We start from the raw sequence: 23,012 nt of genomic DNA, 5'->3' as shown, positions 1-23,012 counted from the left end.
CGCTAGCGCAGGGCAACGCCATGTATGACGGTCTGACCTTGCCCAACTACCTGGCGAGTGTCGCCGACAGCAACCTGTTCGGTAGCCTGGCCTTTGTCTGCCTGATATTGATACTCACCGGCCTGCACCGGCGCTGGCGTGACCAGCTCTGGCATCGCCTGCTGACGTTCATTTGCCTGACCACCGTGGTGGTCATGGAACTGGTGGGCTCCTACTACGCGAACCTGCCACCGGCATGAGCAAAGGCAGATGGTTCGCTCTGGCGTTGCTGGTACTCCTGCTGCTGCCAGGCGTTACCACGCAGTTGTACTGGAACGCGCTGCTGCTATGGATGGAACCTGACAACTTCATCCCCGCCGAGTCCTCAATGCTGACCTTCGAGCCCTACCAGATTTCCCAGGGCTCCTCGTCGTACTGGCTGTACGGTCAGGATAAGCACAACTACTACCACTTCACCTACGAAACCGCGCACCCCTATCGCTATATCGCCCGCGACAACAACTGCCCCGGCTTCGACAGGAACGATGTGCGCAGTTGGTGCCAGGCCTTACAAGGAAATGCCCGATGACCCGCCGCTGGCTGATTGCCCTGGTCGCGCACGCGCTGGCCTGTTTGCTGTTCCTGCTGCTCAACGACATCGGGGTCGATTACTACAAGCAGGTCTACGGCGGCTTCACCGCCCGCGGCGTGGCGTCTGGCGCCATTGTCTGGTTGGTGTTCGACGTGATGGTGATCTTCAGCCTGGTGATTGCCCATGTGCCGCAGCTCAAGCACAAACTCATGCTCAATGCCGCGCTGGTGGCGCTGATCATCTACTGGCTGATGCCGGACCACCCGGTGCGCACGATGTTCTTCAGCCCCCTGGCCGGTGGCCTGACCTTGCTGGCGATACTGATCACCCATTGGCTGGGCCCGCTGCCAGCGGCCAAAGAGGTGCAGTCTTGAATCGTCGGCGCTATTTCGTCCTGGCGGCGGTCGGGGCATTGGTCCTGTGGGTGGGGTACAACATTCAGGTGCTGATCGACCGGCCCAGTGCATACGGAGTGGTCAGTGAGTCTGGCCGCTATCGCATGGAGAACATACCGGTGGGTGGCTGGCTGGTGCCTTTCGATGACCTGGCCTACCTGCGCATCACTGACCGCAGCAACGGCCATCAGGTCTATCGCACCCCCCTGTACTCACAGACCCCCCTGGACATGCGCGACTATGAAGACAGCGGCACCGTCGGCATTGTCTGGATCAGATTCTTCAAGGCCGATCAGCACTTCGAGATCGAAATGCCCAACTGGGAGCCCCATTGGCTCAACTATTTCATCAGCAATACGCCCTACGAGGTGGCCGACGAACAGGCCGATTGCCGCAAGCCGGAACATGCCTTGCGCTTTATCTGGGATGTGCTGAGTTACTGGCTGGGGTTCAGTGATTACTGGTGCACTCAAACCCAACAGCTGATCGACAGAGGAAAATCATGAAAGGCTTGGCGATGGCCTGGTGTCAGCGGCTCTGTTCGCTTCTGCTGCTGGCCGGTGCAACAACCTGCGTGGCCGCGCCGGCGGACATGCCGGATTGTTCCGACAATGACTTCGGCGCCTTCTTCGCCGCATTTGCCAAGAGCGAAGCGCTGCAGCAGTCGCTGGTAGCCGACCCGCTGATCGAGCAACGGATCTACCCCGGGCGCAAGCAACCGCGTGTGTCGATTCGCAAGCTGACCCCCGAACAACGCCCGTCCCTGGCGTTGCTGCAGCCGGCCAAGCGTGCCGAACTGGGCCTGGTGGTCGAGCAGGAGGGCATACGGCAAGTGGTGTTGCACGACACCAAGGGCGAACTGCTCAAGGTCTACACCTTTTCCCGTGGCCAGTGCTGGGTGTTGCAGCGGATCGACGACTGGTCCCTGGAAGGCTTCTTCACCGGGCGCAAGGAGAAGGTCGCCGGCGAGCTGGATGTCGAGCGTGCCAGGCTCTATGAGGACCTGGGCAGGGCAGGGCTCTACGACAACCCTGGGCAACTGATGAACGCCGCCCTCAACAGCCTGCTCAGTGCCGCTGCCAAGGGCAACAACGAAGCGGCGGTGCAGGCGGTCATCCTGATTTTTTCGGGAGAGGCCGAACGGCTGCCGGACGCGACCATCGTGCAACTGCTGGAATCGGCCATGAGCACTGAACGCGACGCCGGCGCCATGCTGGCGCACTTTGTTTGCTACGGCGAAGAGTATGCCGAGAACTTGACCTGCCAAAACCCGGGCAAAGCGCTACAAGCCTTGCAGCAATCGGCGAAACTGGAGTCGCCGAGGGGGCTGGTGGACCTTGGTTACGCCTATGAGAATGGCAAGCTTGGCCAGCAGGACAATGCCCGCGCCATGGCTTGCTACCAGCAAGCTGCGCTTGAGGCGAGCGGTTACCGCGATAGCGCCGTGGACGGCATCAAGCGCCTGAGCGACAAAGGCGTGGTCGAGGATGTGGTGCAGAAATGCCTGTAACTCGCCCCTATCGCCTGGCAATCGCCCTGACTGTGCACGTGTTGGCCATTGTCACTTACCTGTTGCTGCACAATACCGGCATGACGATGTACAGGCAGATGGCCGGTGGGTTGATGTCACGCGGGGTCGCGATTGGCATGGGCATGTACCTGATCTTCTACTTCGTGGTGCTGATGAACCTGGTGATCGCGCTGGTGCCTCGGCTCAAGTGGCGGTTGCTGCTGGCGGCCGCCATTCCTGCTGCGATCCTCTTGTACCTGCTGCCGCAGCATCCGCTGCGCGCGCTGTTTTGCAGCGTGCTGGGGTTTTTCACGGCATTGGCGGCAATCGGCGCGAACCAGCTGGTTTTGCACCTGCTGAGCAAGGTCAGGCGCCAGTGAACAACCCGGTTGCAAGGCAATCAGCGGCTATCATCGGGTAAAGCGCAGAGAACTATGGCGTTTTTGTAGCGAGACTATAAACTGCTTCGCCAGTCACTTTTTAGCCGAGGCGTGCACATGAAGTTTCGCTTTCTCCTTTGGGCCATGGGCTTGCTGATGGCCAAGGCCAGCCGCAACAACCCTGCCTTCCAGCAGCAACTGGCCGACAAGGACCTGGTGTTCCAGCTGCAGACCCTCGATGGCAAGGCGGCGCGCCATTTCATCGTCAAGGACCTGCGCATCAGCAGCAAGTCCGGCAGCCACCCTGCGCCGGCCTTTGCCATCGCCTTCAAGGATGCTGCGTTCGGCTTTGCCACCCTGCAGGCCAAGAACAAGCAGTTGGCTTTCATGCAGGGGATTCAGGACAAGAGCATCCAGATCAAGGGCAACCCGGCGCTGGTGATCTGGTTCCAGGGTCTGATGAAGTACCTGAAACCGAAAAAGAAGGCCTGACCGCCAGGGTCAGGCTCATGCCTCAGTGCTGGCTGAACTGCGAGGCCAGCTCACGCAGCATGGCTTCGGCTTCCAGTACCTTGTTGACGACATCCTCGGCCTTCTCACGGGTCAGGTTCAGGCGCTCGAGCAGCTCATCGGGGATGCTTTCCTGCGGCCCCGAGCCGATCCCGCGCGAACGCAGCAGGCGCACCGCCAGGCATACCAGGTTGGGGAAGGCGGCGTAGTCGCCGGCGTAGGTCGGGTCGTGCTGGAAGCGCAGGGCGGTGGACAGCTCCTCCGGCATGTCCCAGTAGCGCATCAGCCAGGCGCCGATCTGCTCGCGGCTGATGCCCAGCAGGTGCTGCTCGACGTAGCTGTGGCACAGGTGCGGATTGACCTCCAGGTGCCGGCAGATCAGCGAGAAATGCGGCGGGAACACATGTGCCAGCAACAGGTAACCGAAGTTGTGCAGCAGCCCGGCCAGGTAGGTCAGGCCTGATTCCGGGCGCTCGGCCCGGGGCATGGCGCGGGTCAGGCCTTCGATCACCGCAGCGGTGTAGATCGATTGCTGCCAGTAAGGCGTGGTCTGTTGCGGGTGGTCCTTGGGCAGGCTCAGGGTCTTGCCCAGCGCCAGGCCGAGGGCCAGGTTGATCACCAGGTCAAAGCCCAGCACGCGAACGATAGCGTCTTCCACCGAGCGGATCTTGCCCGGTGACGCGTAATAGGGCGATGCCGCCCAGCTGACCACTTGCGCGGCCAGTGCCGGGTCGGTTTCGACCACGCCAGTGATGTCGTCGATGGTGGCGTTGGGGTCGACCCGCAGTTTGATGATCTTCTGTGCGGTTTCCGCCAGCGGCGGGATCTCGATGGTGCTTTCCAGGCGCTGCTGGATACGCCTGGCGGTGAACGCCTGGACGGCCTGGGAGATCTCCTCGCGGTCGTCATGGGGGCGGTCAAGGTTGGGGCGGATGCTGCTCAGCAATTCGCCGAAGTTGCCGGCGCTGGCTTTGCTGAGCATCTTCTTGAAGTCGTCGCGCTCGATTTCCAGTAACAGGCCGGCTTCGCCAGAATGAATCAGCAGGCGCTCGGGCCGTAGCAGGTTCTCTTCGTACAGGCACGGTGAGCTGGTCAGCGCCGGAATCCCCGGGAGCAGCTTCAGGCCGTGCTTTTCCAGCATGTGCCGCAGGCGTTCCAGCGGCACGGCGGCCAGCTTGCGCCCGGTCAGCTCGGTCAGGCGGCTGAGGTCCAGCAACTGGTTCTGCGGGAACAGCACCATCAGCGCGCCGATTTCGTCATCCAGCAGTACGGCCTGCACTTTGGCGGCGGCCGGCAGCTGCGGGTGTTCGCTCACTTCGCGGTAGGCGATGCCGAGCTTGTCGAGCAGCAACCGGATAACAGACGGAGCGTGGGGGGTTGCGGTGTCCAGAGCAACTTCAGTCATGGTCTGTATCCAAAATTTTTTCAATCGCATGAGTATAACCAGCTTGAACCTTGGGCTGGCTGCAATCTGGGACGGCCGTCACACTTGGCCATATTGCTGGCCGTGACGCAGCCAGCGCTCCAGCAACGGGCTCACGTGCGACGGCCAACGCGCCAGCAGGGCCTGGGCGGCATCGCGCACGGCGGGCAGCAGATCGGCATCGCGCATCAGGTCGGCGACCTTGAATTGCAGCAGGCCGGTCTGGCGGGTGCCGAGCATTTCGCCGGGGCCGCGCAGCTCCAGGTCCTTTTCGGCGATGATGAAGCCGTCGTTGGTTTCGCGCATGATCCCCAGGCGTTCGCGGCCGATCTGCGACAGCGGCGGGTGATACAGCAGCACGCAGTGGCTCACCGCGCTGCCGCGGCCAACCCGGCCGCGCAGCTGGTGCAACTGTGCCAGGCCCAGGCGCTCGGGGTTCTCGATGATCATCAGGCTGGCGTTGGGCACGTCGACCCCCACCTCGATCACCGTGGTCGCCACCAGCAGTTGCAGGTTGCCCTGCTTGAACTCGGCCATCACCGCGGCTTTTTCCGCAGGCTTCATGCGCCCGTGAATCAGGCCGACGCGCAATTCGCCCAAGGCGCTGCTGAGCTCCTCGAAGGTGGTCTCGGCGGCCTGGCAGGTGAGCTCTTCGGACTCTTCGATCAGGGTGCATACCCAGTAGGTCTGACGCCCTTCGGCACAGGCCGCACGGACCCGCTCGACCACCTCGAAACGCCGGCTGTCAGCCACCAGCACGGTATTGACCGGGGTGCGGCCTGGCGGCAGCTCGTCGAGGATTGACGTATCCAGGTCGGCATAGGCGCTCATTGCCAGGGTGCGCGGGATCGGCGTGGCGGTCATGATCAACTGGTGTGGGCAAAGTTGGCCGCCCACGCCTTTCTGGCGCAGGGCCAGGCGCTGTTGCACGCCGAAGCGGTGCTGTTCGTCGATGATCGCCAGGGCCAGGTTGTTGAACTTCACCTCTTCCTGGAACAAGGCATGGGTGCCGACCACCATCGGTGCGCCGGCGGCGATCTGCTCCAGGGCGCTGGCGCGCGCCTTGCCCTTGAGCTTGCCGGCCAGCCAGGCGACTTCGATGCCCAGCGGCTCGAGCCAGCGCTTGAAGGTGATGAAGTGTTGTTCGGCGAGGATCTCGGTGGGCGCCATCAGCGCCACCTGGTAACCGGCCTCCAGCGCCTGCAGCGCGGCCAGGGCGGCGACCACGGTCTTGCCCGCGCCAACGTCTCCCTGGACCAGGCGCAGCATTGGCTCCGGCTGGCTGAGGTCGTAGGCAATCTCGTTGCCGACCCGCTGCTGTGCGCCTGTCGGCGCAAAACCGAGGTTGGCCAGGTACTGCTGTGGCAAGCGGCTGGCCTTGGGCAGTACCGGCGCACGCTGGGCACGCAGGCTTTCGCGCAGGCGCTGCTGGGACAGCTGGTGGGTCAGCAGTTCTTCGAATGCCAGGCGGTGCTGGGCCCAGTGCTGGCCTTCGGCAAGCTCGTCGACATCGGCATCGGCGGGTGGGTGATGCAGGTAGCGGATCGCGTCGTCCAGCGGTGCCAGTCGATAGTCCCGGGCCAGTTCTTCCGGCAGCCAGTCCGGCAGGCTGCGCGGGCCCAGCAGCGCCAGGCTCTGTTGGCACAGCTGGCGCAGGCGCTGCTGGGTCAGGCCTTCGGTGGTCGGGTAGATCGGTGTCAGGGTCTGTTCCACCGGGGCCGGCTCGTCGCCGGTCAGCGCGCGGTACTCCGGGTGGTAGATTTCCAGGCCCGAGGCACCTGGGCGGGCTTCACCATAGCAGCGCAAGTGGGTGCCACGCTTGAGGCCTTCCTTCTGGGCGTTGCTGAAATGGTAAAAGCGCAGGCTGAGCACGCCGCTGCCGTCGCCCAGGCGCACCAGCAGGCTGCGGCGCTTGCCCATGACCACGTCGGTGCCACTGACCACGCCTTCGATCACTGCATCCTGGCCCGGACGCAGGGCGCCGATGGGCACCACGCGAGTACGGTCCTGATAGCGCAGCGGCAGGTGGAACAGCACGTCCTGAAGGTTTTCCAGGCCGACCTTGGCGAGCTTCTCGGCCATGGCCTCGCCGACACCCTTGAGCGCGGTCACCGAGACCTGGGACAACTCCGGCATGGCGCTTTCCTACTGGCTCGCGGCGGGTTTGGCGACCGAGCACAAGCGGATCGAGTCAGCGAGGATCTCGATCGCCTTGGGTCGCGGGAAGCTGGCGCGCCAGGCGATGGCGACGGTACGAAACGGTGCCGGTGGGCTCAGGGGGCGCACTTCGATCACGCCCGGGGCGTAATGATGGCTGTGCACTGCCGACAGCGGCAGGATCGACACACCGAGGCCTGAAGCGACCATGTGACGAATGGTCTCCAGCGAGCTGGATTCGACCGTGGTGTGCTTGGCGCCGTCGCTGCCCTTGGCCAGGGTCGGGCAGGCCTCGAGCACCTGGTCACGGAAGCAGTGGCCTTCACCGAGCAGCAGCAGGCTCTTGTCGTTGAGCAGGCCGGCGTCGATGGTTTCTTTCTGGGTCCACGGATGCTCGCTGGGCATCAGCACGTAGAAAGGTTCGTCGTACAGCGGCAGGGTCAGCACATCGGCTTCGTTGAACGGCAGGGCGATGATCACTGCATCCAGCTCGCCATTGCGCAGCTTGTCGCGCAGTACGTGGGTGAAGTTCTCTTCGATGTACAACGGCATCTGCGGGGCGACCCGGTGCAGTTGCGGGATCAGGTGCGGGAACAGGTAGGGGCCGACGGTGTAGATCGCGCCGACTTTCAGCGGGGCGGTCAGCTGGTTCTTGCCGGCCTGGGCCAGCTCGCGAATGCCCTGGGCCTGCTCAAGCACCTTTTGCGCCTGGGCAACGATGCCTTCGCCGACCGGGGTCAGGCGCACCGCGCTTTTGCTGCGCTCGAAGATCAGTACACCCAGCTCGTCCTCAAGCTTCTTCACGCCGACCGACAGCGTCGGCTGACTGACGTGGCAGCGCTCGGCGGCATGGCCGAAGTGCTGCTCCTGGGCGAGGGTGACGATGTAGCGCAATTCTGTGAGGGTCATAACGTGCGTCCATGAAGTTGCGGCCCCAGCATAGCGGCTGCAATCGATAGACGCACGTTATCAGACTTGCTCGTTTGTGACAGAAACAAAGCGTTAGCGTTTGTCCAGCGAGTAGACGAAAGGCGCGATCACTTCAATGCTGCCGTTGTTGAGCAATTCCTTTGGTGGCGGTGGTACCGGTTGCGCGCGGCGGATCATCTCCAGGGTCGCCCGATCCAGTGCCGCGCTGCCCGAACCACCGGCCAGGGCGTAGGAAAGGATCTTGCCCTCGCCATCGACCACAAAGCGCAGACGGTTGATGCCTTCCATACGCAGGCGCCGGGCGTTTTCCGGGTAGCGCTTGTACTTCGCCAGGTGACGCAGCAGGTCGCTTTGCCAGGTCGGCAAGGCATTGCTGTTGGTGGCGATGCTCGGTGCCGGGGCCGCCGATTTCTGTGCCGGCGCGGTAGTTGGCGGTGTATCGACCACTTCCTCGTCGGCGGGCTTCTCCTGCGGCGGCTCAGGCTTTTTCTCAGGCTTGGGCGGCTGCGGTTTGGCCTTCGGCTTGACCGGCTTGGCGATGGCGATTTTCGGTTTTGGCGCCTCGGCCAGTTTCGGCAGCGGCGGTTCTTCGACCGGCGCTGGCGGCTGTGGCGGTGTGACCACCTTCGGTGGAGGTGGCGGTGCCGGTTCGGGCATCGGTGCCATTTCGATCATCATTGCCGCAGGCGGCAACTCGATCGCTTGGGGCACCGACCAATTGAGCGTCAGCAACACGGCAACGGCATGGATACCCAGCACAATCGCCAGACTACTGCTGTAACGCGCCAGCTTATGCCGCGTCTTGATCATTTCTTGGCTGCCGTCTCAAGGCCGACCAGACCGACTTTCAGGTAACCGGCCGCGCGCAGCGTGTTCATGACTTCCATCAGATCGCCGTAATCCACGCCTTTGTCAGCCTGGAAGAAGATCGTGGTGTCCTTGTCGCCCTTGGTCTTGGCGTCGAGAATCGCCCCGAGCTGGTCAGGCTGGACCTGATCGTCGCCGACGTAGAGTTTCTGGTCAGCCTTGACGCTGAGGAACACCGGTTTCTCGGGCCTCGGCGCAGGTTTGGCGGTCGAGGCTGGCAGGTCGACCTTGATGTCGACGGTTGCCAGTGGCGCTGCCACCATGAAGATGATCAGCAGGACCAACATCACGTCGATGAACGGCGTAACGTTGATTTCGTGGTTTTCGGCGAGGTCGTCGCCACCTTCGTTCAGATGCAGGCCCATGGCTTAGCCCACTTTGACCATGTGAGGTGCAACTGCGCGTTCGCCTGGCTGGTGATCCAGGTCGCGGCTGACCAGCAGCAGGACCTCGGCCGAGGCATCGGACACCTGGGCCTTGTAGCCGGCGATGGAGCGGGCGAAGACGTTGTAGATGACCACGGCAGGAATTGCTGCAACCAGGCCCAGGGCGGTCGCCAGCAATGCTTCGGCGATACCTGGGGCAACCACGGCAAGGTTGGTGGTCTGGGTTTTGGCGATGCCGATGAAGCTGTTCATGATGCCCCAGACGGTACCGAACAGACCGACGAACGGTGCGGTGGAACCGATGGTGGCCAGCACGCCGGTGCCGCTGCTCATGTTGCGGCCGCTGGCGGCGACCAGGCGCTCGAGGCGGAAACTGACGCGCTCCTTGATGCCTTCTTTCTCGCGGGAATTGGCCGAGAGGCGCATTTCATCCAGGGCATCGTGGACCAGGACATGGGCCAGGGTGCCTTCTTTGCTGGCACTGTCGCTGGCTTCCTTGAGGGTGGTCGCGCGTTTGAGTGCAGCGATCTCGCCCCGCAGGCGGCGCTTGGCGCCCAGCAGCTCGAAGCCTTTGGCGATCCAGATGGTCCAGGTGATGATCGAGGCGATAGCCAGGCCGATCATGACGATCTTGACCACGATGTCGGCGTTTTTGTACATGCCCCACGGCGACAGGTCGTGGGCCATGCCCAGGCTGGTGTCTTCAACCAGTGCTTCAACGCTTTCGTCGGCAGGGTTGGCTACCTGGCCATCGATCGGTGCAGCGGCAGGCGCGGCAGCCGGGTCGGTCGCTGCAGCCTGTTCGGCGCCTGGCGCGGCCGGTGCTACAGCAGCGGCTGGAGTGGCGGGAGCGGTAGTTGGCTCATCGGCCAGAGCGACGGGTGCCATCACCAGGCTGAACATCAGCGCGGCAATGGCGCGCCATGCGCGCGACATGGTTGGCGAAGCGGAAGGTTGGATACGTGTCATGCTGGCCTGACCTGATGAAGAAGAAAGAGGTGGTTGTCCTTCCAGGCCTCGAGACAGGCCGAGAACAAAATTGGGTAGCCATTATTGCAAGTAATTCTTGTTAGCAGAAGTAATAAAGTTACTTTTTTTCCACCATAGCTAGCCGCCTATCGATTTATTTGGATAGGCTGGGCCTTTGATTTACGGAGTTTCGGGATGTCTGCGCCCTCAGTTCTGATCGTCGGTTGTGGCGATGTCGGTGGCCGTCTGGCCAAGCAATTGCTGGCTTCTGGCTGGCCGGTGAGCGGCCTGCGCCGCAGTGTTGGCCAATTGCCAGAAGGGGTGGCGGCCATCGCGGCCGACTTGAACGATCCGCGCTGTCCGGCCGCCTGGCCGGTTGACGCGCCGGATTACCTGGTCTACAGCGTCGCGGCGAGCCAGCATGACGAAGCCGGCTATCAAGCTGCTTATGTTGACGGCCTGCGCAACGTGCTGGGCTGGCTGGCCGAGCGCAAGCAAGCGCCGCGGCGTCTGCTGTTTGTCTCGAGCAGCAGCGTGTATGCGCAGAAGGACGGTGAGTGGATTGATGAAAGCGCTGCCGTGGAGCCTGAAGGCTATTCGGGCAAGGTCATGCTCGAAGCCGAGCGCCTGGCTTTGGCCAGCGGTATTCCCGCTACCATCGTGCGCCTCACCGGCATCTACGGGCCGGGCCGCGAATGGTTGCTGAGCCAGGTCCGCCAGGGCTATCGGGTGACGGAAGAGCCACCGCTGTACGGCAACCGCATTCATGCTGAAGATGCGGCCGGGCTGCTGGCTTTTCTGCTCAAGGCCGATCACCGGGGCGAGGCCCTGGACGATTGTTACATCGGCGTCGACGACGCGCCGGCGCCATTGTTTGACGTGGTCGCCTGGCTGCGTGAGTACATGGGCGTTACCCAGTGGTCGGAACAGGAGCGGGTGCGGCGCACCGGCAGCAAGCGTTGCAGCAACGCCCGGGCCCGGGCACTGGGCTGGGCGCCACAGTACCCAAGCTACAAGGAAGGCTATGCCGCCATCCTTGCCGGCAGCCTTTAACCCTTACTGACGCTCAAGCAGCCAGCGACGGGTGCCAGGATGCAGATCCGGCATCTCGTCGGCCTTGGCCTGGTTGACGGCCTGGAAGATTTCCAGTTGTTTGCCGTCACGCTTGAAGATCCACGGATTGCCCTGCTGGTTGCGTTCCAGCCACAGGCTGTCGTACTCGCCGCTCATGGCCGCGCAATCGCCGGCCAGGCACAGGGCGTAGCGATCCAGGCCGGGCAGGCCATCGAGGCTGCCGTTGGCGCGAAAATGTGCCACCGCTCCCTGTCCCGGGCCCTCGACAATCTTCCAGTCGCCACCCAGGTAGGCGCTATAAAGCGCAGTTTCAAAGGTGGTGCCGACGGGGGCGTCGATGGGGGCCGGTGTTTCAGCGCGCTGGAAACTCTGCTGGCCATTGGCGTCGCTGGCGGCTTGCACCAGTTCATCGCCATCCAGGTTCAGGGTTTCGGCGTAGTTGCCGTAGAAATCAACTTCCCACTGGCCGTCCTTGAGCGCCTTGAGCTTGCCATCGCCGGCTTCGAAGCCATTGCTGTAGGCGGCCTGGCCAGCAGCGATATTGACCTTCCACTCAAGGTTCGGGCCATTGGCGAGCAGGGCCTGGCGCAGGTTGGAGCCTTTGGCGGCGGCGTCGATGGCGTTTTGATTGATCCAGGTACCGTTGAGGTCTTCCGGGCTGTGGCTGGCGCAGCCGCTCAACAGGGTGGCGAGCAGCGACAGGGCGAGCGCGTAGCGCATGGCGGGGGTCCTTGTAGGGGCGGGGGATGAAGGCGCGCCGGGCGACGCGCCTTCGCAGGTGTTACTCGATGACCAGGATGGCATCCATTTCAACCTGCGAACCCTTCGGCAGGGCAGCAACGCCGATGGCGGCGCGGGCCGGGTACGGCTGGTCGAAGTACTTGCCCATGATCTCGTTGACCTTGGCGAAGTGGCTCAGGTCGGTGAGGAAGATATTCAGCTTGACGATGTCCTTGAACGAACCGCCAGCAGCTTCAGCAACGGCCTTGAGGTTTTCGAAGACCTGAACGGTCTGGGCTTCGAAGCCTTCGACCAGCTCCATGGTTTTCGGGTCCAGCGGGATCTGCCCGGACATGTACACCGTGTTGCCGGCCTTGATCGCCTGGGAGTAGGTGCCGATGGCGGCCGGGGCCTTGTCACTGGTGATGACGGTCTTGGTCATGATGACTCCTTGCTGTTATTGGGCTACGCACGCATGCGGGTGATTCGGATCACACCGGCCAGGGCGCGCAGTTTCTTGATCACGCGTGCCAGGTGCACGCGGTCGTGCACGCTGACCACCAGTTGGACCACGCTGATGCGACCATCGCGTTCATCCATGCTGATTTTCTCGATATTGCCGTCGGCGGCGTTGACGCTGCTGGCCAGCAGGGCGATCAGGCCGCGCTGGTGCTCAAGCTCCACGCGCAGCTCGACGTTGAATTCGCCAGTGACATCCTTGGCCCAGGACAGCTGGATGCATTTTTCCGGGTTGTGGCGGATTTCGCTGATGTTGCGGCAGTTTTCCAGGTGCACCACCATGCCTTTGCCGGCCGACAGGTGGCCGACAATCGGGTCGCCCGGGATCGGCGTGCAGCATTTGGCGTAGCTCAGCACCAGGCCTTCGGTGCCGCGGATCGCCAGCGGGCCTTCCGGGCTTGGCAATTGCTCGCCCTCGGTGGACAGCAGGCGGCGGGCCACCACGTAGGCCATGCGGTTGCCCAGGCCGATGTCTTCGAGCAGGTCTTCGATCAGCTCCAGGCGGTATTCGCCGAGCATGGCCTGGATGCGTTCCTGGGGGATCTTGTCCAGGGCGCTGTCGAAACCGTTGAGGACCTTGTTCAGCAGGCGTTCGCCCAGGCTGATGGATTCCGAGCGGCGCTGCAGCTTGAGCGCATGGCGGATGTGCGTGCGTGCCTTGCCGGTCACCACGAAATTGAGCCAGGCCGGGTTCGGTCGCGCGCCCGGGGCGCTGACGATCTCGACCGTCGAGCCGCTTTGCAGTGGCTCGGACAGCGGTGCCAGGCGGCGGTTGATGCGGCAGGCGATGCAGCTGTTGCCGACGTCGGTGTGCACCGCGTAGGCGAAGTCGACCGCCGTGGAGCCTTTGGGCAGCTCCATGATCCGGCCCTTGGGCGTGAACACGTAGACCTCGTCCGGGAACAGGTCGATCTTCACGCTCTCGATGAATTCCAGGGAGTTGCCTGCGCGTTGCTGCATTTCCAGCACGCCTTTGACCCACTGGCGCGCCCGGGCGTGGGTGCCCTTGGGCTGTTCGTCGTCACTGGACTTGTACAGCCAGTGAGCGGCGATGCCGTTGTTGGCCATCTCTTCCATTTCGCGGGTGCGGATCTGGATCTCGATGGGCACGCCGTGCATGCCGAACAGCGTGGTATGCAGCGACTGGTAACCGTTGGCCTTGGGGATCGCGATGTAATCCTTGAAGCGCCCCGGTAGCGGCTTGTACAGGTTGTGCACGGCGCCGAGCACGCGGTAGCAGGTGTCGACCTTGTCGACGATGATGCGAAACGCGTAGACGTCCATGATCTCGTTGAAGGCCCGGCGTTTGCCGCGCATCTTCTTGTAGATGCCATAGAGGTGCTTCTGCCGGCCGCTGACTTCGCCCTCGATGCCGTCGACCGCCAGGCAGTGAGCCAGCGATTCTTCGATCTTGTTGACGATTTCCTTGCGGTTGCCGCGGGCGCGCTTGACCGCCTGGTAGATGCGCGCCGAGCGCATCGGGTGCATGGCCTTGAAACCGAGGTCTTCGAACTCTACGCGCACACTGTGCATGCCCAGGCGGTTGGCGATGGGCGCGTAGATTTCCAGGGTCTCTTTGGCGATGCGCCGGCGTTTTTCGCCGGACAGTACCTCGAGGGTACGCATGTTGTGCAGGCGGTCGGCCAGCTTGACCAGGATCACGCGGATATCCCGGGCCATGGCCATGGCCATTTTCTGGAAGTTCTCCGCCTGGGCTTCGGCCTTGGTTTCGAAGTTCATCTGGGTCAGCTTGCTGACGCCGTCGACCAGTTCGGCCACGGTTTCGCCAAATTGCGAGCTGAGCGCTTCCTTGGCGATGCCGGTGTCTTCGATCACGTCATGCAGCATGGCCGCCATCAGGCTCTGATGGTCCATGTGCATGTCGGCAAGGATGCTTGCCACCGCCAGCGGATGCGTGACGTAGGCTTCGCCGCTGCGACGGCGCTGGCCGTCGTGGGCTTGTTCGGCGTAGAAATACGCCCGGCGCACCAGGTTGACCTGGTCGGCGCCGAGGTAGGTCGACAAGCGATCGGCGAGGGCGTCTATGCTCGGCATGGGGTTACCTCCTGCCGAGGGACGGGGACCGGCGCCGTACTACGTCGACCAGGCATGGGCTTAGACCGCCTCGTTGGCCTCTTCCTCACCGAATGCGGCGAAGACCGGCTCTTCGTGACGGATCTCTTCTGCGGCCATGAACTCTGGAGTGCAGATGCCTTCAGCGATTTCGCGCAGGGCGACGACGGTAGGCTTGTCGTTTTCCCATGCCACTTTCGGCTCTTTGCCGCCGGTGGCCAGTTGACGAGCACGACGAGTCGAGAGCATGACCAGCTCAAAACGGTTATCCACGTGTTCTAGGCAGTCTTCAACGGTTACGCGGGCCATGGTCTTCCTCAAGTAGCAAATGCGGTGTTCAGCCCGAATGGGCGAGCGGACTCGATAGTTTAAAAAATCACCAGCCTTTAGGGAAGCGTTGATTTCATTTCCAGTCCTTGATACCTCGACGATACCTAGTTAAAGGCCTCTAACACAACTGTCTTGAATTTTACTGTCGGCCCAGGGCATCCCGCAGGCGTGGGGTCAATTCGTCGAACAGCGTCTGCACCGAACGCAAAGCCCGACAATCCGGACGGGTCAGCAGCCACAGTTCGGTGTCGCAGCCAGGCAGCGGATCGCTCAGTCGCTCCACCCCCGGCAGGGTATGGGCCATGTAGTCGGGCAGGGCGGCAACGCCCAGGCCGGCGCTGACCAGTTGGGCTATCGCCGAGATGCCACTGCAGCGGTACTTGGGCATCACGCCGGGCATGTGCTCGCTGCGCCAGACCACCGTTGGGTGATCCTGCATGGCATCGTCCGGGGCGATCCACGCAACGCTGGTGGGGTTTTCGGCCAGGCGTTGACGAAACTCCTCGCGACCGCAGATCACATAAGACGCCGCGCCCAGGCAGCGTCCTACCAGGTGTTCCGGCGGCGTATTGGTCAGGCGCAGGGCCAGGTCGGCATCACGCCGGCTGAGGTTGGCAAAGGTGTTGGAGGTCGCCAGCTCCAGCGATAGCGCCGGGTAGGCCGGCATGAACTCGGCCAGCGCCGGCAGCAGCAGGCTGTGCAGCACGGCGTCGGTGCAGGTCAGGCGCACCGTGCCGCTGACCACTTGCTCACCGTGCTCCAGCGCCACCCGCGCGGCATCCAGCGCCTGCTCGGCGCGCTCGGCCTGTTCGGCCAGGGCCTGGGCGGTGCCGGTGGGGATGTAACCCTTGCGGCTTTTGACGAACAACGCGGTACCCAGGGCGGCTTCCATGCGCCGAATCGAACGAAAAACAGTCGATACATCGACCTTCAGCAGCTCGGCTGCCTTGGCCAGGGAGCGGCCGCGAACCAGTGCGAGCACCAGAGAAAGGTCGGCATGGCTGATCTGATATTGCATGGATGCACTCTTTACTTGCCTAAATGCCAATGTCTGTTGCGTGGGGGCCATTCTATAGTGAGGCGGCAGTCGCGAATCAAGTCACGATGTTTACAGAAGAATCTGGAACGTCCGTGCGAAGCCGCGGCGCCCAGCTGTTCCCCACGATGGGACCACTTAAAAGAACAAATGAAACCATCGCCGCTCCCGATAGCGCAGTAGTACCTCCTCCATGTCGTTCGATAAAAAATCAAAGGATGCCTAGCCATGACGTCGGTCTCCCCGTGCGCCATCCCTCTCGATGAGATGGGTGAATTTCTCCAGGCCCACCCTGAGGTGCAATTTGTCGATCTGCTGATTGCAGACATGAACGGCGTGGTGCGTGGCAAGCGCATCGAGCGTGCAAGCCTGGTCAAGGTCTACGAAAAAGGCATCAATCTGCCGGCTTCACTGTTTGCCCTGGACATCAACGGCTCGACTGTCGAAAGCACCGGCCTGGGCCTGGACATCGGCGATGCCGACCGCATCTGCTATCCGATCCCCGGCACCCTTGCTTATGAGCCCTGGCAGAAACGCCCGACCGCGCAATTGCTGATGACCATGCACGAGCTGGACGGCACGCCATTCTTTGCCGACCCGCGGGAAGTGCTGCGCAGCGTGGTGGAGAAGTTCGACGCGCTGGGCCTGGACATCTGCGCGGCGTTCGAGCTTGAGTTCTACCTGATCGACCAGGACAACCTCAATGGCCGTCCGCAACCACCGCGCTCGCCGATCTCCGGCAAGCGCCCGCAGTCGACCCAGGTGTACCTGATCGACGATCTTGATGAATACGTCGATTGCCTGCAGGACATGCTCGAAGCCGCCAAGGAGCAGGGCATTCCGGCGGATGCGATCGTCAAGGAAAGCGCCCCGGCACAGTTCGAGGTCAACCTGCACCACGTCGCCGACCCGATGAAGGCCTGCGACTACGCGGTGTTGCTCAAGCGCCTGATCAAGAACATCGCCTACGACCATGAAATGGACTCCACCTTCATGGCCAAGCCCTACCCGGGCCAGGCCGGCAACGGTCTGCATGTGCACATTTCGTTGCTGGACAAGAAAACCGGCAAGAACATTTTCACCAGCGAAGACCCCGAGCAAAGCGAAACCCTGCGCCACGCCATCGGTGGCGTGCTGGAGACCATGCCGGCGTCGATGGCCTTTCTGTGCCCGAATATCAACTCCTACCGGCGTTTCGGTGCCCAGTTCTATGTGCCCAATGCGCCAAGCTGGGGCCTGGACAACCGTACCGTCGCCGTCCGCGTGCCGACCGGCAGCAGCGATGCCGTGCGCATCGAGCACCGTGTCGCCGGCGCTGACGCCAACCCGTACCTGATGATGGCGGCGATTCTCGCCGGTATCCATCACGGCCTGACCAACCAGATCGAGCCGGGAGCGCCTATCGAAGGCAACTCCTACGAGCAGTTGGAGCAGAGCCTGCCGAACAACCTGCGCGATGCGCTGCGTGAGCTCGATGACAGTGAAGTGCTGAACAAATACATCAGCCCGGACTACATCGATATTTTTGTCGCCTGCAAGGAAAGCGAGATGGCTGAGTTCGAAGTGTCGATTTCCGACCTCGAATACAACTGGTACCTGCACACGGTGTGACGCCGGAGAGAACAACAATGACAACAGCACCACGCCAACACTGGGAACAGCTTTTCCAGAGCCTGACCATCGAAGGCCGCGCCTTTATCGACGGCCAGTACTGCGCCAGTGTGTCCGGCGAGACCTTCGAGTGCGCAAGCCCGGTCGACGGCCGCCAACTGGCACAGATCGCCAGCTGTGACAGCGCCGACGCCGAACGTGCGGTGGCCGCTGCCCGGCGCAGTTTCGACAGCGGCATCTGGGCTGAGCAGGCCCCGGCCCAGCGCAAGCGGGTGCTGATCGCCTTTGCTGATTTACTTCTGGCAAATGCCGAAGAACTGGCATTGCTGGAAACCCTGGACATGGGCAAGCCGATTGCCGATTCCCTGAGCATCGACATTCCGGCCGCGGCCAACGCCATCCGCTGGAATGCCGAAGCCATCGACAAGATTTACGACGAAGTTGCTGCGACCCCGTCCGACCAGCTGGGTTTGGTCACCCGCTCGCCGGTCGGCGTGGTCGCGGCCATTGTTCCGTGGAACTTTCCACTGATGATGGCCTGCTGGAAACTCGGCCCGGCCCTGGCCACCGGTAACTCGGTGATCCTCAAGCCGTCCGAAAAGTCGCCGCTGACCGCCATTCGCATCGCCCAATTGGCGATCGAAGCGGGTCTGCCGGCCGGTGTACTCAACGTGCTGCCAGGCTACGGCCATACCGTCGGCAAGGCCCTGGCCCTGCATATGGATGTCGACACCCTGGTGTTCACCGGCTCCACCCGTATCGCCAAGCAACTGATGGTCTACGCCGGTGAGTCGAACATGAAGCGGGTCTGGCTCGAAGCCGGCGGCAAGAGCCCGAACATCGTCTTCGCCGACGCGCCGGACCTGCAGGCGGCCGCCGAAGCCGCGGCCAGCGCTATCGCCTTCAACCAGGGCGAGGTGTGCATTGCCGGTTCGCGCCTGCTGGTCGAGCGCAGCATCAAGGCGCGCTTCCTGCCAATGGTGGTCGAGGCTCTCAAGGCCTGGAAGCCTGGCCATGCGCTGGACCCGGACACCCGTGTCGGTGCCCTGGTGGACACCACCCAGCTGGATACCGTGCTCGGTTACATCGAAGCCGGCAAGGCTGACGGTGCCACCCTGGTCACCGGCGGTGAGCGAGTACTGGAAGACACCTGCGGCGTGTATGTGCAGCCGGCGATCTTCGACGGCGTCACCAATGCCATGCGTATCGCCCGCGAAGAAATCTTCGGCCCGGTGCTGTCGGTGATCACCTTCGACAGCCCTGAAGAAGCCATCGCCATCGCCAACGACTCGCCTTTCGGCCTGGCTGCGGCGGTATGGACCAGCAACATTTCCCGTGCCCACAACACCGCTCGCGCCCTGCGTGCTGGCAGCGTCTGGGTCAACCAGTACGATGGCGGCGACATGACCGCCCCGTTCGGCGGCTTCAAGCAGTCGGGCAATGGCCGGGACAAATCGCTGCACGCTCTCGACAAATACACCGAACTCAAGGCGACCTGGATCAAGCTGTAAGGGAGGGTGAACCCATGCAAACTACCGCCGCAATGTCGCCTTTGATTGGCGTTTCCGCTTGCCGCCAGCAACTGGGCAAGAACTCGTCGCACACCGTTGGCGACAAATATGTCGAGGCCGCAGGCTTTGCCGGGATCCCCCTGATCCTCCCGGCAAGGGCAGAGCCCAGCGACCCGCGCCGTGTGCTAGAGCGGCTCGATGGCATTCTTTTTACCGGTTCGCCTTCAAATGTCGAGCCGCATCATTACAATGGCGCCCCCAGCGTGGAAGGGACCAAGCACGACGTGTTTCGCGATCGGCTGACCCTGCCGCTGCTGCAGGCCGCGATTGCCGACGGCGTGCCGGTGTTCTGCATCTGCCGTGGTTTCCAGGAACTCAACGTGGCCCTCGGCGGTACCTTGCACCAGCGCGTGCAGGAGCTGCCGGGCTACCTGGATCATCGCGAGCCGCAGGATGCCCCGCTGGAAGAACAGTACGGCCCCCGTCACCTGGTCATTGTCCAGCCCGGCGGGCTGTTCGAGCGCCTGGGGATGGAGCACAGCTTCATGGTCAATTCGCTGCACGGCCAGGGTATCGATCGCCTGGCCGACGGCTTGCGAGCCGAAGCATTGGCCCCCGATGGACTGGTCGAAGCGGTGTCCATGGATGACGCCCCAGGCTTTGTGGTCGGTGTGCAATGGCACCCCGAGTACCGCTTTGCCGACAACCCGGTCTCGCTGCGCCTGTTCCAGGCGTTCCGTGAGGCATGCCTGGCCCGTGCCACGGGTGAGCAGATCCGGGAGAAGACCCTATGAGGTCAGCCGGTTGATCCGGGCTTGAAGTACCACGCAACAGGTTTCAGTGAGTGAAAGCGGACATCCCGCGGGGTGTCCTGAAAAACAATACCAATATTGGCGGCAACTACTCATGAGTGAACACAAAGCAGGCCTGTCTCCAGGTGAGGGCGGGCGATCCAAGGGGCTGGCCAAGGGCCGGCTCGGACTGCTGGCCAGCATCGTGCTGGGCATTTCCACCATTGCCCCGGTCTATACCCTGACTGGCGCGCTGGGCCCGACCGTGCGTGAAGTCGGGGCTCATCTGCCGGCGGTATTCATCGTTGGCTTCCTGCCGATGCTGCTGGTGGCCCTGGGTTATCGTGAGCTGAATGCGGCCGAGCCGGACAGCGGTACTTCCTTTACCTGGTCGGCGCGGGCATTCGGCCCGATGATCGGCTGGATCGGCGGCTGGGGGCTGGTCACCGCGACCACCATCGTGCTGTCAAACCTGGCCGGGGTGGCCGTCGACTTCTTCTATTTATTCCTTGGGCAGATCTCCGGCAGCCACGAGGTGGCTGCGCTGAGCGACAACCTGCTGGTCAATGTGGTCACCTGCTGCGTGTTCATCGCCATGGCGGTGTGGATCTGCTGTCGCGGCATCGCCACGACCATGACCGTGCAGTACGGTCTGGTGGCGTTGCAACTGGTGGTGTTGGTGGGCTTTGCCATGGCCGCGTTTGGCGAGTCTTCGGCGACGCCGCCGCTGGCGTTCGATCTAGACTGGTTCAACCCCTTCGGTGTTGAGTCGTTCTCGGCTTTTACCGCCGGCCTGTCGCTGTCGATCTTCATCTTCTGGGGCTGGGACGTGTGCCTGAGCATCAGTGAAGAATCGGTGGGCAGCGGTGATACCCCCGGCCGCGCGGCGACCCTGACCGTGCTGCTGATCCTGGGGTTGTACCTGGTCACGGCGATTGCCACGCTGCAGTTTGCCGGTATCGGTGATATCGGCCTGGGCCTGAACAACCCGCGCATCCAGGAAAACGTCTTCGCCCACCTGGCCGGTCCGGTGATGGGGCCGCTGGCGATCCTGATGTCGATCGCCGTGCTGGCCAGTACTGCCGCCTCACTGCAGTCCACCTTCGTGTCGCCGGCGCGTACATTGCTGGCCATGGGGTATTACGGCGCTGTGCCAGAGCGCTTCGCCAGCGTCTGCCCGCGCTCGAAAACCCCGCGGTACGCCACCATCTGCGCTGGCATGGCAGCAGGGGTGTTCTATGTGACCATGCGGACCCTGAGCGAAAACGTTCTGGCCGACACCATCACCGCCCTGGGCATGATGATCTGCTTCTACTATTCGCTGACCGCCTACGCCTGCGTCTGGTACTTCCGCCACAGCCTGTTCGACAGCCTGCGGCACTTCCTGATGCGTGGCCTGTGCCCATTGCTCGGTGGCGGCATTCTCTCGGTGATCTTTCTGCAGACAGCCATCGACAGCGCCTCGCCGTCGTTCGGCAGCGGTTCACATGTGGGTGGGTTGGGCCTGGTGTTCGTGATCGCGATGATCATCACCGTGCTCGGCCTGGTGCTGATGCTGCTGTCACGCCTGCGTGCGCCGGCGTTTTTCCTGGGCATGACCCTGCATCGTCACGCCACGGTCTCCAGCCGCCGCTAAGCGGCTGGAGTGGCCGGTTGCTCAGGCAAGCAGTTGCTTGAGCAGCTGGCCATGACGCTGCTGCTGGTTGGCCTGCAGCAAGCGATTGGCGCGGAACACCGCCTTGAGGTCTTCCAGTGCTGTGGCGAAGTCATCATTGATGATGACGAAGTCATACTCGTCGTAGTGACTCATCTCGCTCACCGCTTCACGCATCCGTCCTTCGATGATCTCGTCGCTGTCCTGGCCGCGGTTGGTCAGGCGTTGGCGCAGGGCCTCCTGGGTCGGTGGCAGGATGAAGATCGAGCGCGCCCCGGGCATCAGCTTGCGCACCTGCTGGGCGCCTTGCCAGTCGATCTCGAGGATCAGGTCCTGGCCCTGGTCGAGCGCCTGTTGCAGCGCGCTGCGCGAGGTGCCGTAGAAGTTACCGAAGACCTCGGCCTGTTCGAGGAAGTCGCCTTGCTCGATCATCAGCTTGAACGCGGTGTGCTCGACGAAGTGATAGTTCACGCCGTGCACTTCGCCTGGGCGCATGGCCCGGGTGGTGTGCGAGACCGAGACCTGGATGCTGCTGTCAGCGTCGATCAGGGCTTTGACCAGGCTGGTCTTGCCGGCGCCGGAGGGGGCCGAAACGATGTAGAGGGTGCCGCTGCTGTGATTCATGGTCGGGGTGGCCTTACTCAATGTTCTGTACTTGTTCACGCATCTGCTCGATCAGTACCTTGAGGTTGACCGCGGACTGGGTGCTGCGTGGGTCGAAGGCTTTGGAGCCCAGGGTGTTGGCTTCTCGGTTGAGCTCCTGCATCAGGAAGTCCAGGCGCCGGCCGGCGGCGCCGCCGGACTTGAGCACCCGGCGCACTTCGGTGACGTGGGTGCTCAAACGGTCGAGCTCTTCGGCAACGTCGCTCTTTTGCGCGAGCAGGACCATTTCCTGTTCCAGTCGCTGCGGGTCGAGCTCGGCCTGCATGTCGGTGAAGCGGTCGAGGATCTTCTGCCGTTGCGCGGCGAGCATCTGCGGTACCAGCGCGCGCAAGGTGGTGACCTCGCTGGCCATGCTGTCCAGGCGCTCGTTGATCAACCGGGCGAGCTCGCTGCCTTCGCGGTTGCGGCCGTTCTTCAGCTCGTTCAGGGCTTCTTCGAACAGGGTCATGGCCTCGTTGTTGAGCGCCTGCGGGTCGCTGGCATCGGCCACCAGTACACCAGGCCAGGCCAGTACTTCGAGTGGGTTGAGCGGCGCCGGCTGCTTGATCAGGCTGGCCACCGTCTCGGCGGCGGCAACCAGTTGCGCGGCCCGCTCGCGGTCGACCTGCAAGGCCTTGCCGTTGTTCTCTTCGTTGAAGCGCAGGGTACACTCGACCTTGCCGCGCGACAGGCCCTGGCGCAGGCTTTCGCGTACGGCGCCTTCGAGGTCGCGGAAGGCTTCCGGGAGGCGCAGGTGCGGCTCCAGGTAGCGATGATTGACCGAGCGCAGTTCCCAGATCAGGGTGCCCTGGCTACCGGCGCGCTCGACACGAGCAAAAGCGGTCATGCTGTGCACCATGGGAAGTACCTCGCGCAATAGATGAAAGAAAGCCAACGGCTGAAGGCGCAGGATTGTAGCGCAGTGCGGCGCTGGCTCCCAATCCACTGATGTT

At 62.9% G+C, this 23,012-nt stretch carries 25 protein-coding genes; 12 read left to right on the top strand and 13 right to left on the bottom strand.

Annotated elements, in window-relative coordinates:
- The first annotated feature begins 20 nt into the window (after positions 1-20).
- From BV82_RS00280 to BV82_RS00250, 7 genes are all read left to right on the top strand, one after another.
- Positions 21-239 carry a hypothetical protein gene (locus BV82_RS00280; RefSeq protein ID WP_010225925.1) on the top strand — a complete coding sequence of 73 codons (219 nt, stop codon included), beginning with the start codon at positions 21-23 and terminating at the stop codon, positions 237-239.
- On the top strand, positions 236-568 hold the full coding sequence (locus BV82_RS00275) for a hypothetical protein (protein ID WP_010225924.1): 333 nt from the start codon (positions 236-238) through the stop codon (positions 566-568). Before BV82_RS00280 ends, BV82_RS00275 begins: the two co-directional genes overlap by 4 nt.
- Positions 565-945 (top strand): hypothetical protein, encoded by a 381-nt coding sequence (locus BV82_RS00270; protein ID WP_010225923.1) that lies wholly within the window; start codon positions 565-567, stop codon positions 943-945. Before BV82_RS00275 ends, BV82_RS00270 begins: the two co-directional genes overlap by 4 nt.
- Positions 942-1,472, top strand: coding sequence for a hypothetical protein (locus tag BV82_RS00265; protein WP_010225922.1), 531 nt, complete (start codon positions 942-944; stop codon positions 1,470-1,472). Before BV82_RS00270 ends, BV82_RS00265 begins: the two co-directional genes overlap by 4 nt.
- The gene (locus BV82_RS00260) at positions 1,469-2,476 is read left to right on the top strand and encodes an SEL1-like repeat protein (RefSeq protein ID WP_036995246.1); all 1,008 of its coding nucleotides are present in this window, start codon (positions 1,469-1,471) and stop codon (positions 2,474-2,476) included. Before BV82_RS00265 ends, BV82_RS00260 begins: the two co-directional genes overlap by 4 nt.
- Complete coding sequence (locus BV82_RS00255) at positions 2,467-2,856, top strand: hypothetical protein (RefSeq protein WP_010225920.1); 390 nt, start codon at positions 2,467-2,469, stop codon at positions 2,854-2,856. The genes BV82_RS00260 and BV82_RS00255 overlap by 10 nt, the downstream gene beginning before the upstream one ends.
- A gap of 117 nt (positions 2,857-2,973) precedes the next feature.
- Positions 2,974-3,348: a helicase gene (locus tag BV82_RS00250; RefSeq protein WP_010225918.1), complete on the top strand. Its 375-nt coding sequence runs from the start codon at positions 2,974-2,976 to the stop codon at positions 3,346-3,348.
- 22 nt (positions 3,349-3,370) lie between these two features.
- On the opposite strand, the gene BV82_RS00245 is transcribed toward BV82_RS00250, so the two are convergent.
- From BV82_RS00245 to exbB, 6 genes are all read right to left on the bottom strand, one after another.
- Positions 3,371-4,771 (bottom strand): aminoacyl-tRNA deacylase and HDOD domain-containing protein, encoded by a 1,401-nt coding sequence (locus BV82_RS00245; RefSeq protein WP_010225916.1) that lies wholly within the window; start codon positions 4,769-4,771, stop codon positions 3,371-3,373.
- A gap of 78 nt (positions 4,772-4,849) precedes the next feature.
- Positions 4,850-6,925, bottom strand: a complete 2,076-nt coding sequence (gene recG / locus BV82_RS00240; protein ID WP_010225915.1) for an ATP-dependent DNA helicase RecG — start codon at positions 6,923-6,925, stop codon at positions 4,850-4,852.
- Positions 6,926-6,934: 9 nt separating this feature from the next.
- Positions 6,935-7,855, bottom strand: a complete 921-nt coding sequence (locus BV82_RS00235) for a hydrogen peroxide-inducible genes activator (RefSeq protein ID WP_010225913.1) — start codon at positions 7,853-7,855, stop codon at positions 6,935-6,937.
- Between the two features lie 93 nt (positions 7,856-7,948).
- Positions 7,949-8,686, bottom strand: a complete 738-nt coding sequence (locus tag BV82_RS00230) for an energy transducer TonB (RefSeq protein WP_036995244.1) — start codon at positions 8,684-8,686, stop codon at positions 7,949-7,951.
- Positions 8,683-9,108 carry a TonB system transport protein ExbD gene (gene exbD, locus BV82_RS00225; RefSeq protein WP_010225911.1) on the bottom strand — a complete coding sequence of 142 codons (426 nt, stop codon included), beginning with the start codon at positions 9,106-9,108 and terminating at the stop codon, positions 8,683-8,685. Before exbD ends, BV82_RS00230 begins: the two co-directional genes overlap by 4 nt.
- Before the next feature lie 3 nt (positions 9,109-9,111).
- A complete protein-coding gene (gene exbB, locus BV82_RS00220; RefSeq protein ID WP_036995243.1) occupies positions 9,112-10,098 on the bottom strand; it encodes a tonB-system energizer ExbB in 987 nt (328 codons plus the stop codon).
- A gap of 195 nt (positions 10,099-10,293) precedes the next feature.
- Here exbB and BV82_RS00215 point away from each other — a divergent pair, with 195 nt between their 5' ends.
- Positions 10,294-11,151, top strand: coding sequence for an SDR family oxidoreductase (locus BV82_RS00215; protein ID WP_036995240.1), 858 nt, complete (start codon positions 10,294-10,296; stop codon positions 11,149-11,151).
- Between the two features lie 3 nt (positions 11,152-11,154).
- Here the strand turns inward: BV82_RS00215 and BV82_RS00210 are convergent, their stop codons facing one another.
- The 5 genes from BV82_RS00210 to BV82_RS00190 form a co-directional block, all read right to left on the bottom strand.
- Positions 11,155-11,892 carry a hypothetical protein gene (locus tag BV82_RS00210; RefSeq protein ID WP_010225908.1) on the bottom strand — a complete coding sequence of 246 codons (738 nt, stop codon included), beginning with the start codon at positions 11,890-11,892 and terminating at the stop codon, positions 11,155-11,157.
- A 61-nt stretch (positions 11,893-11,953) separates the two neighbouring features.
- Positions 11,954-12,334 carry a RidA family protein gene (locus BV82_RS00205; protein ID WP_003229509.1) on the bottom strand — a complete coding sequence of 127 codons (381 nt, stop codon included), beginning with the start codon at positions 12,332-12,334 and terminating at the stop codon, positions 11,954-11,956.
- A gap of 23 nt (positions 12,335-12,357) precedes the next feature.
- Positions 12,358-14,466: a bifunctional GTP diphosphokinase/guanosine-3',5'-bis pyrophosphate 3'-pyrophosphohydrolase gene (spoT, locus tag BV82_RS00200; RefSeq protein WP_010225903.1), complete on the bottom strand. Its 2,109-nt coding sequence runs from the start codon at positions 14,464-14,466 to the stop codon at positions 12,358-12,360.
- Between the two features lie 60 nt (positions 14,467-14,526).
- Positions 14,527-14,793 carry a DNA-directed RNA polymerase subunit omega gene (rpoZ, locus tag BV82_RS00195; protein ID WP_010225901.1) on the bottom strand — a complete coding sequence of 89 codons (267 nt, stop codon included), beginning with the start codon at positions 14,791-14,793 and terminating at the stop codon, positions 14,527-14,529.
- A 160-nt stretch (positions 14,794-14,953) separates the two neighbouring features.
- A complete protein-coding gene (locus tag BV82_RS00190) occupies positions 14,954-15,832 on the bottom strand; it encodes a LysR family transcriptional regulator (protein WP_010225899.1) in 879 nt (292 codons plus the stop codon).
- Positions 15,833-16,078: 246 nt separating this feature from the next.
- On the opposite strand from BV82_RS00190, the gene BV82_RS00185 reads away from it, so the two are divergent.
- The 4 genes from BV82_RS00185 (at position 16,079) to BV82_RS00170 (ending at position 21,399) form a co-directional block, all read left to right on the top strand.
- Positions 16,079-17,461 carry a glutamine synthetase family protein gene (locus BV82_RS00185; RefSeq protein WP_010225896.1) on the top strand — a complete coding sequence of 461 codons (1,383 nt, stop codon included), beginning with the start codon at positions 16,079-16,081 and terminating at the stop codon, positions 17,459-17,461.
- A 17-nt stretch (positions 17,462-17,478) separates the two neighbouring features.
- Positions 17,479-18,972, top strand: coding sequence for an aldehyde dehydrogenase (locus BV82_RS00180; RefSeq protein ID WP_036995239.1), 1,494 nt, complete (start codon positions 17,479-17,481; stop codon positions 18,970-18,972).
- 14 nt (positions 18,973-18,986) lie between these two features.
- A complete protein-coding gene (locus BV82_RS00175; protein ID WP_036995238.1) occupies positions 18,987-19,766 on the top strand; it encodes a gamma-glutamyl-gamma-aminobutyrate hydrolase family protein in 780 nt (259 codons plus the stop codon).
- Positions 19,767-19,878: 112 nt separating this feature from the next.
- A complete protein-coding gene (locus BV82_RS00170) occupies positions 19,879-21,399 on the top strand; it encodes an APC family permease (RefSeq protein WP_010225890.1) in 1,521 nt (506 codons plus the stop codon).
- Between the two features lie 21 nt (positions 21,400-21,420).
- Here BV82_RS00170 and gmk read toward each other — a convergent pair whose 3' ends face one another.
- A complete protein-coding gene (gene gmk, locus BV82_RS00165) occupies positions 21,421-22,041 on the bottom strand; it encodes a guanylate kinase (RefSeq protein WP_036995236.1) in 621 nt (206 codons plus the stop codon).
- A gap of 13 nt (positions 22,042-22,054) precedes the next feature.
- Positions 22,055-22,918, bottom strand: a complete 864-nt coding sequence (locus tag BV82_RS00160) for a YicC/YloC family endoribonuclease (RefSeq protein ID WP_010225886.1) — start codon at positions 22,916-22,918, stop codon at positions 22,055-22,057.
- Between the last annotated feature and the right edge of the window lie 94 nt (positions 22,919-23,012).

Origin of the sequence: Pseudomonas donghuensis, from assembly GCF_000696345.2 — a bacterium.
In the GTDB taxonomy this organism is placed as follows: domain Bacteria; phylum Pseudomonadota; class Gammaproteobacteria; order Pseudomonadales; family Pseudomonadaceae; genus Aquipseudomonas; species Aquipseudomonas donghuensis.
The sequence above is the reverse complement of the archived record's forward strand: the minus strand, read 5'-3'. Positions and strand labels throughout refer to the sequence as shown.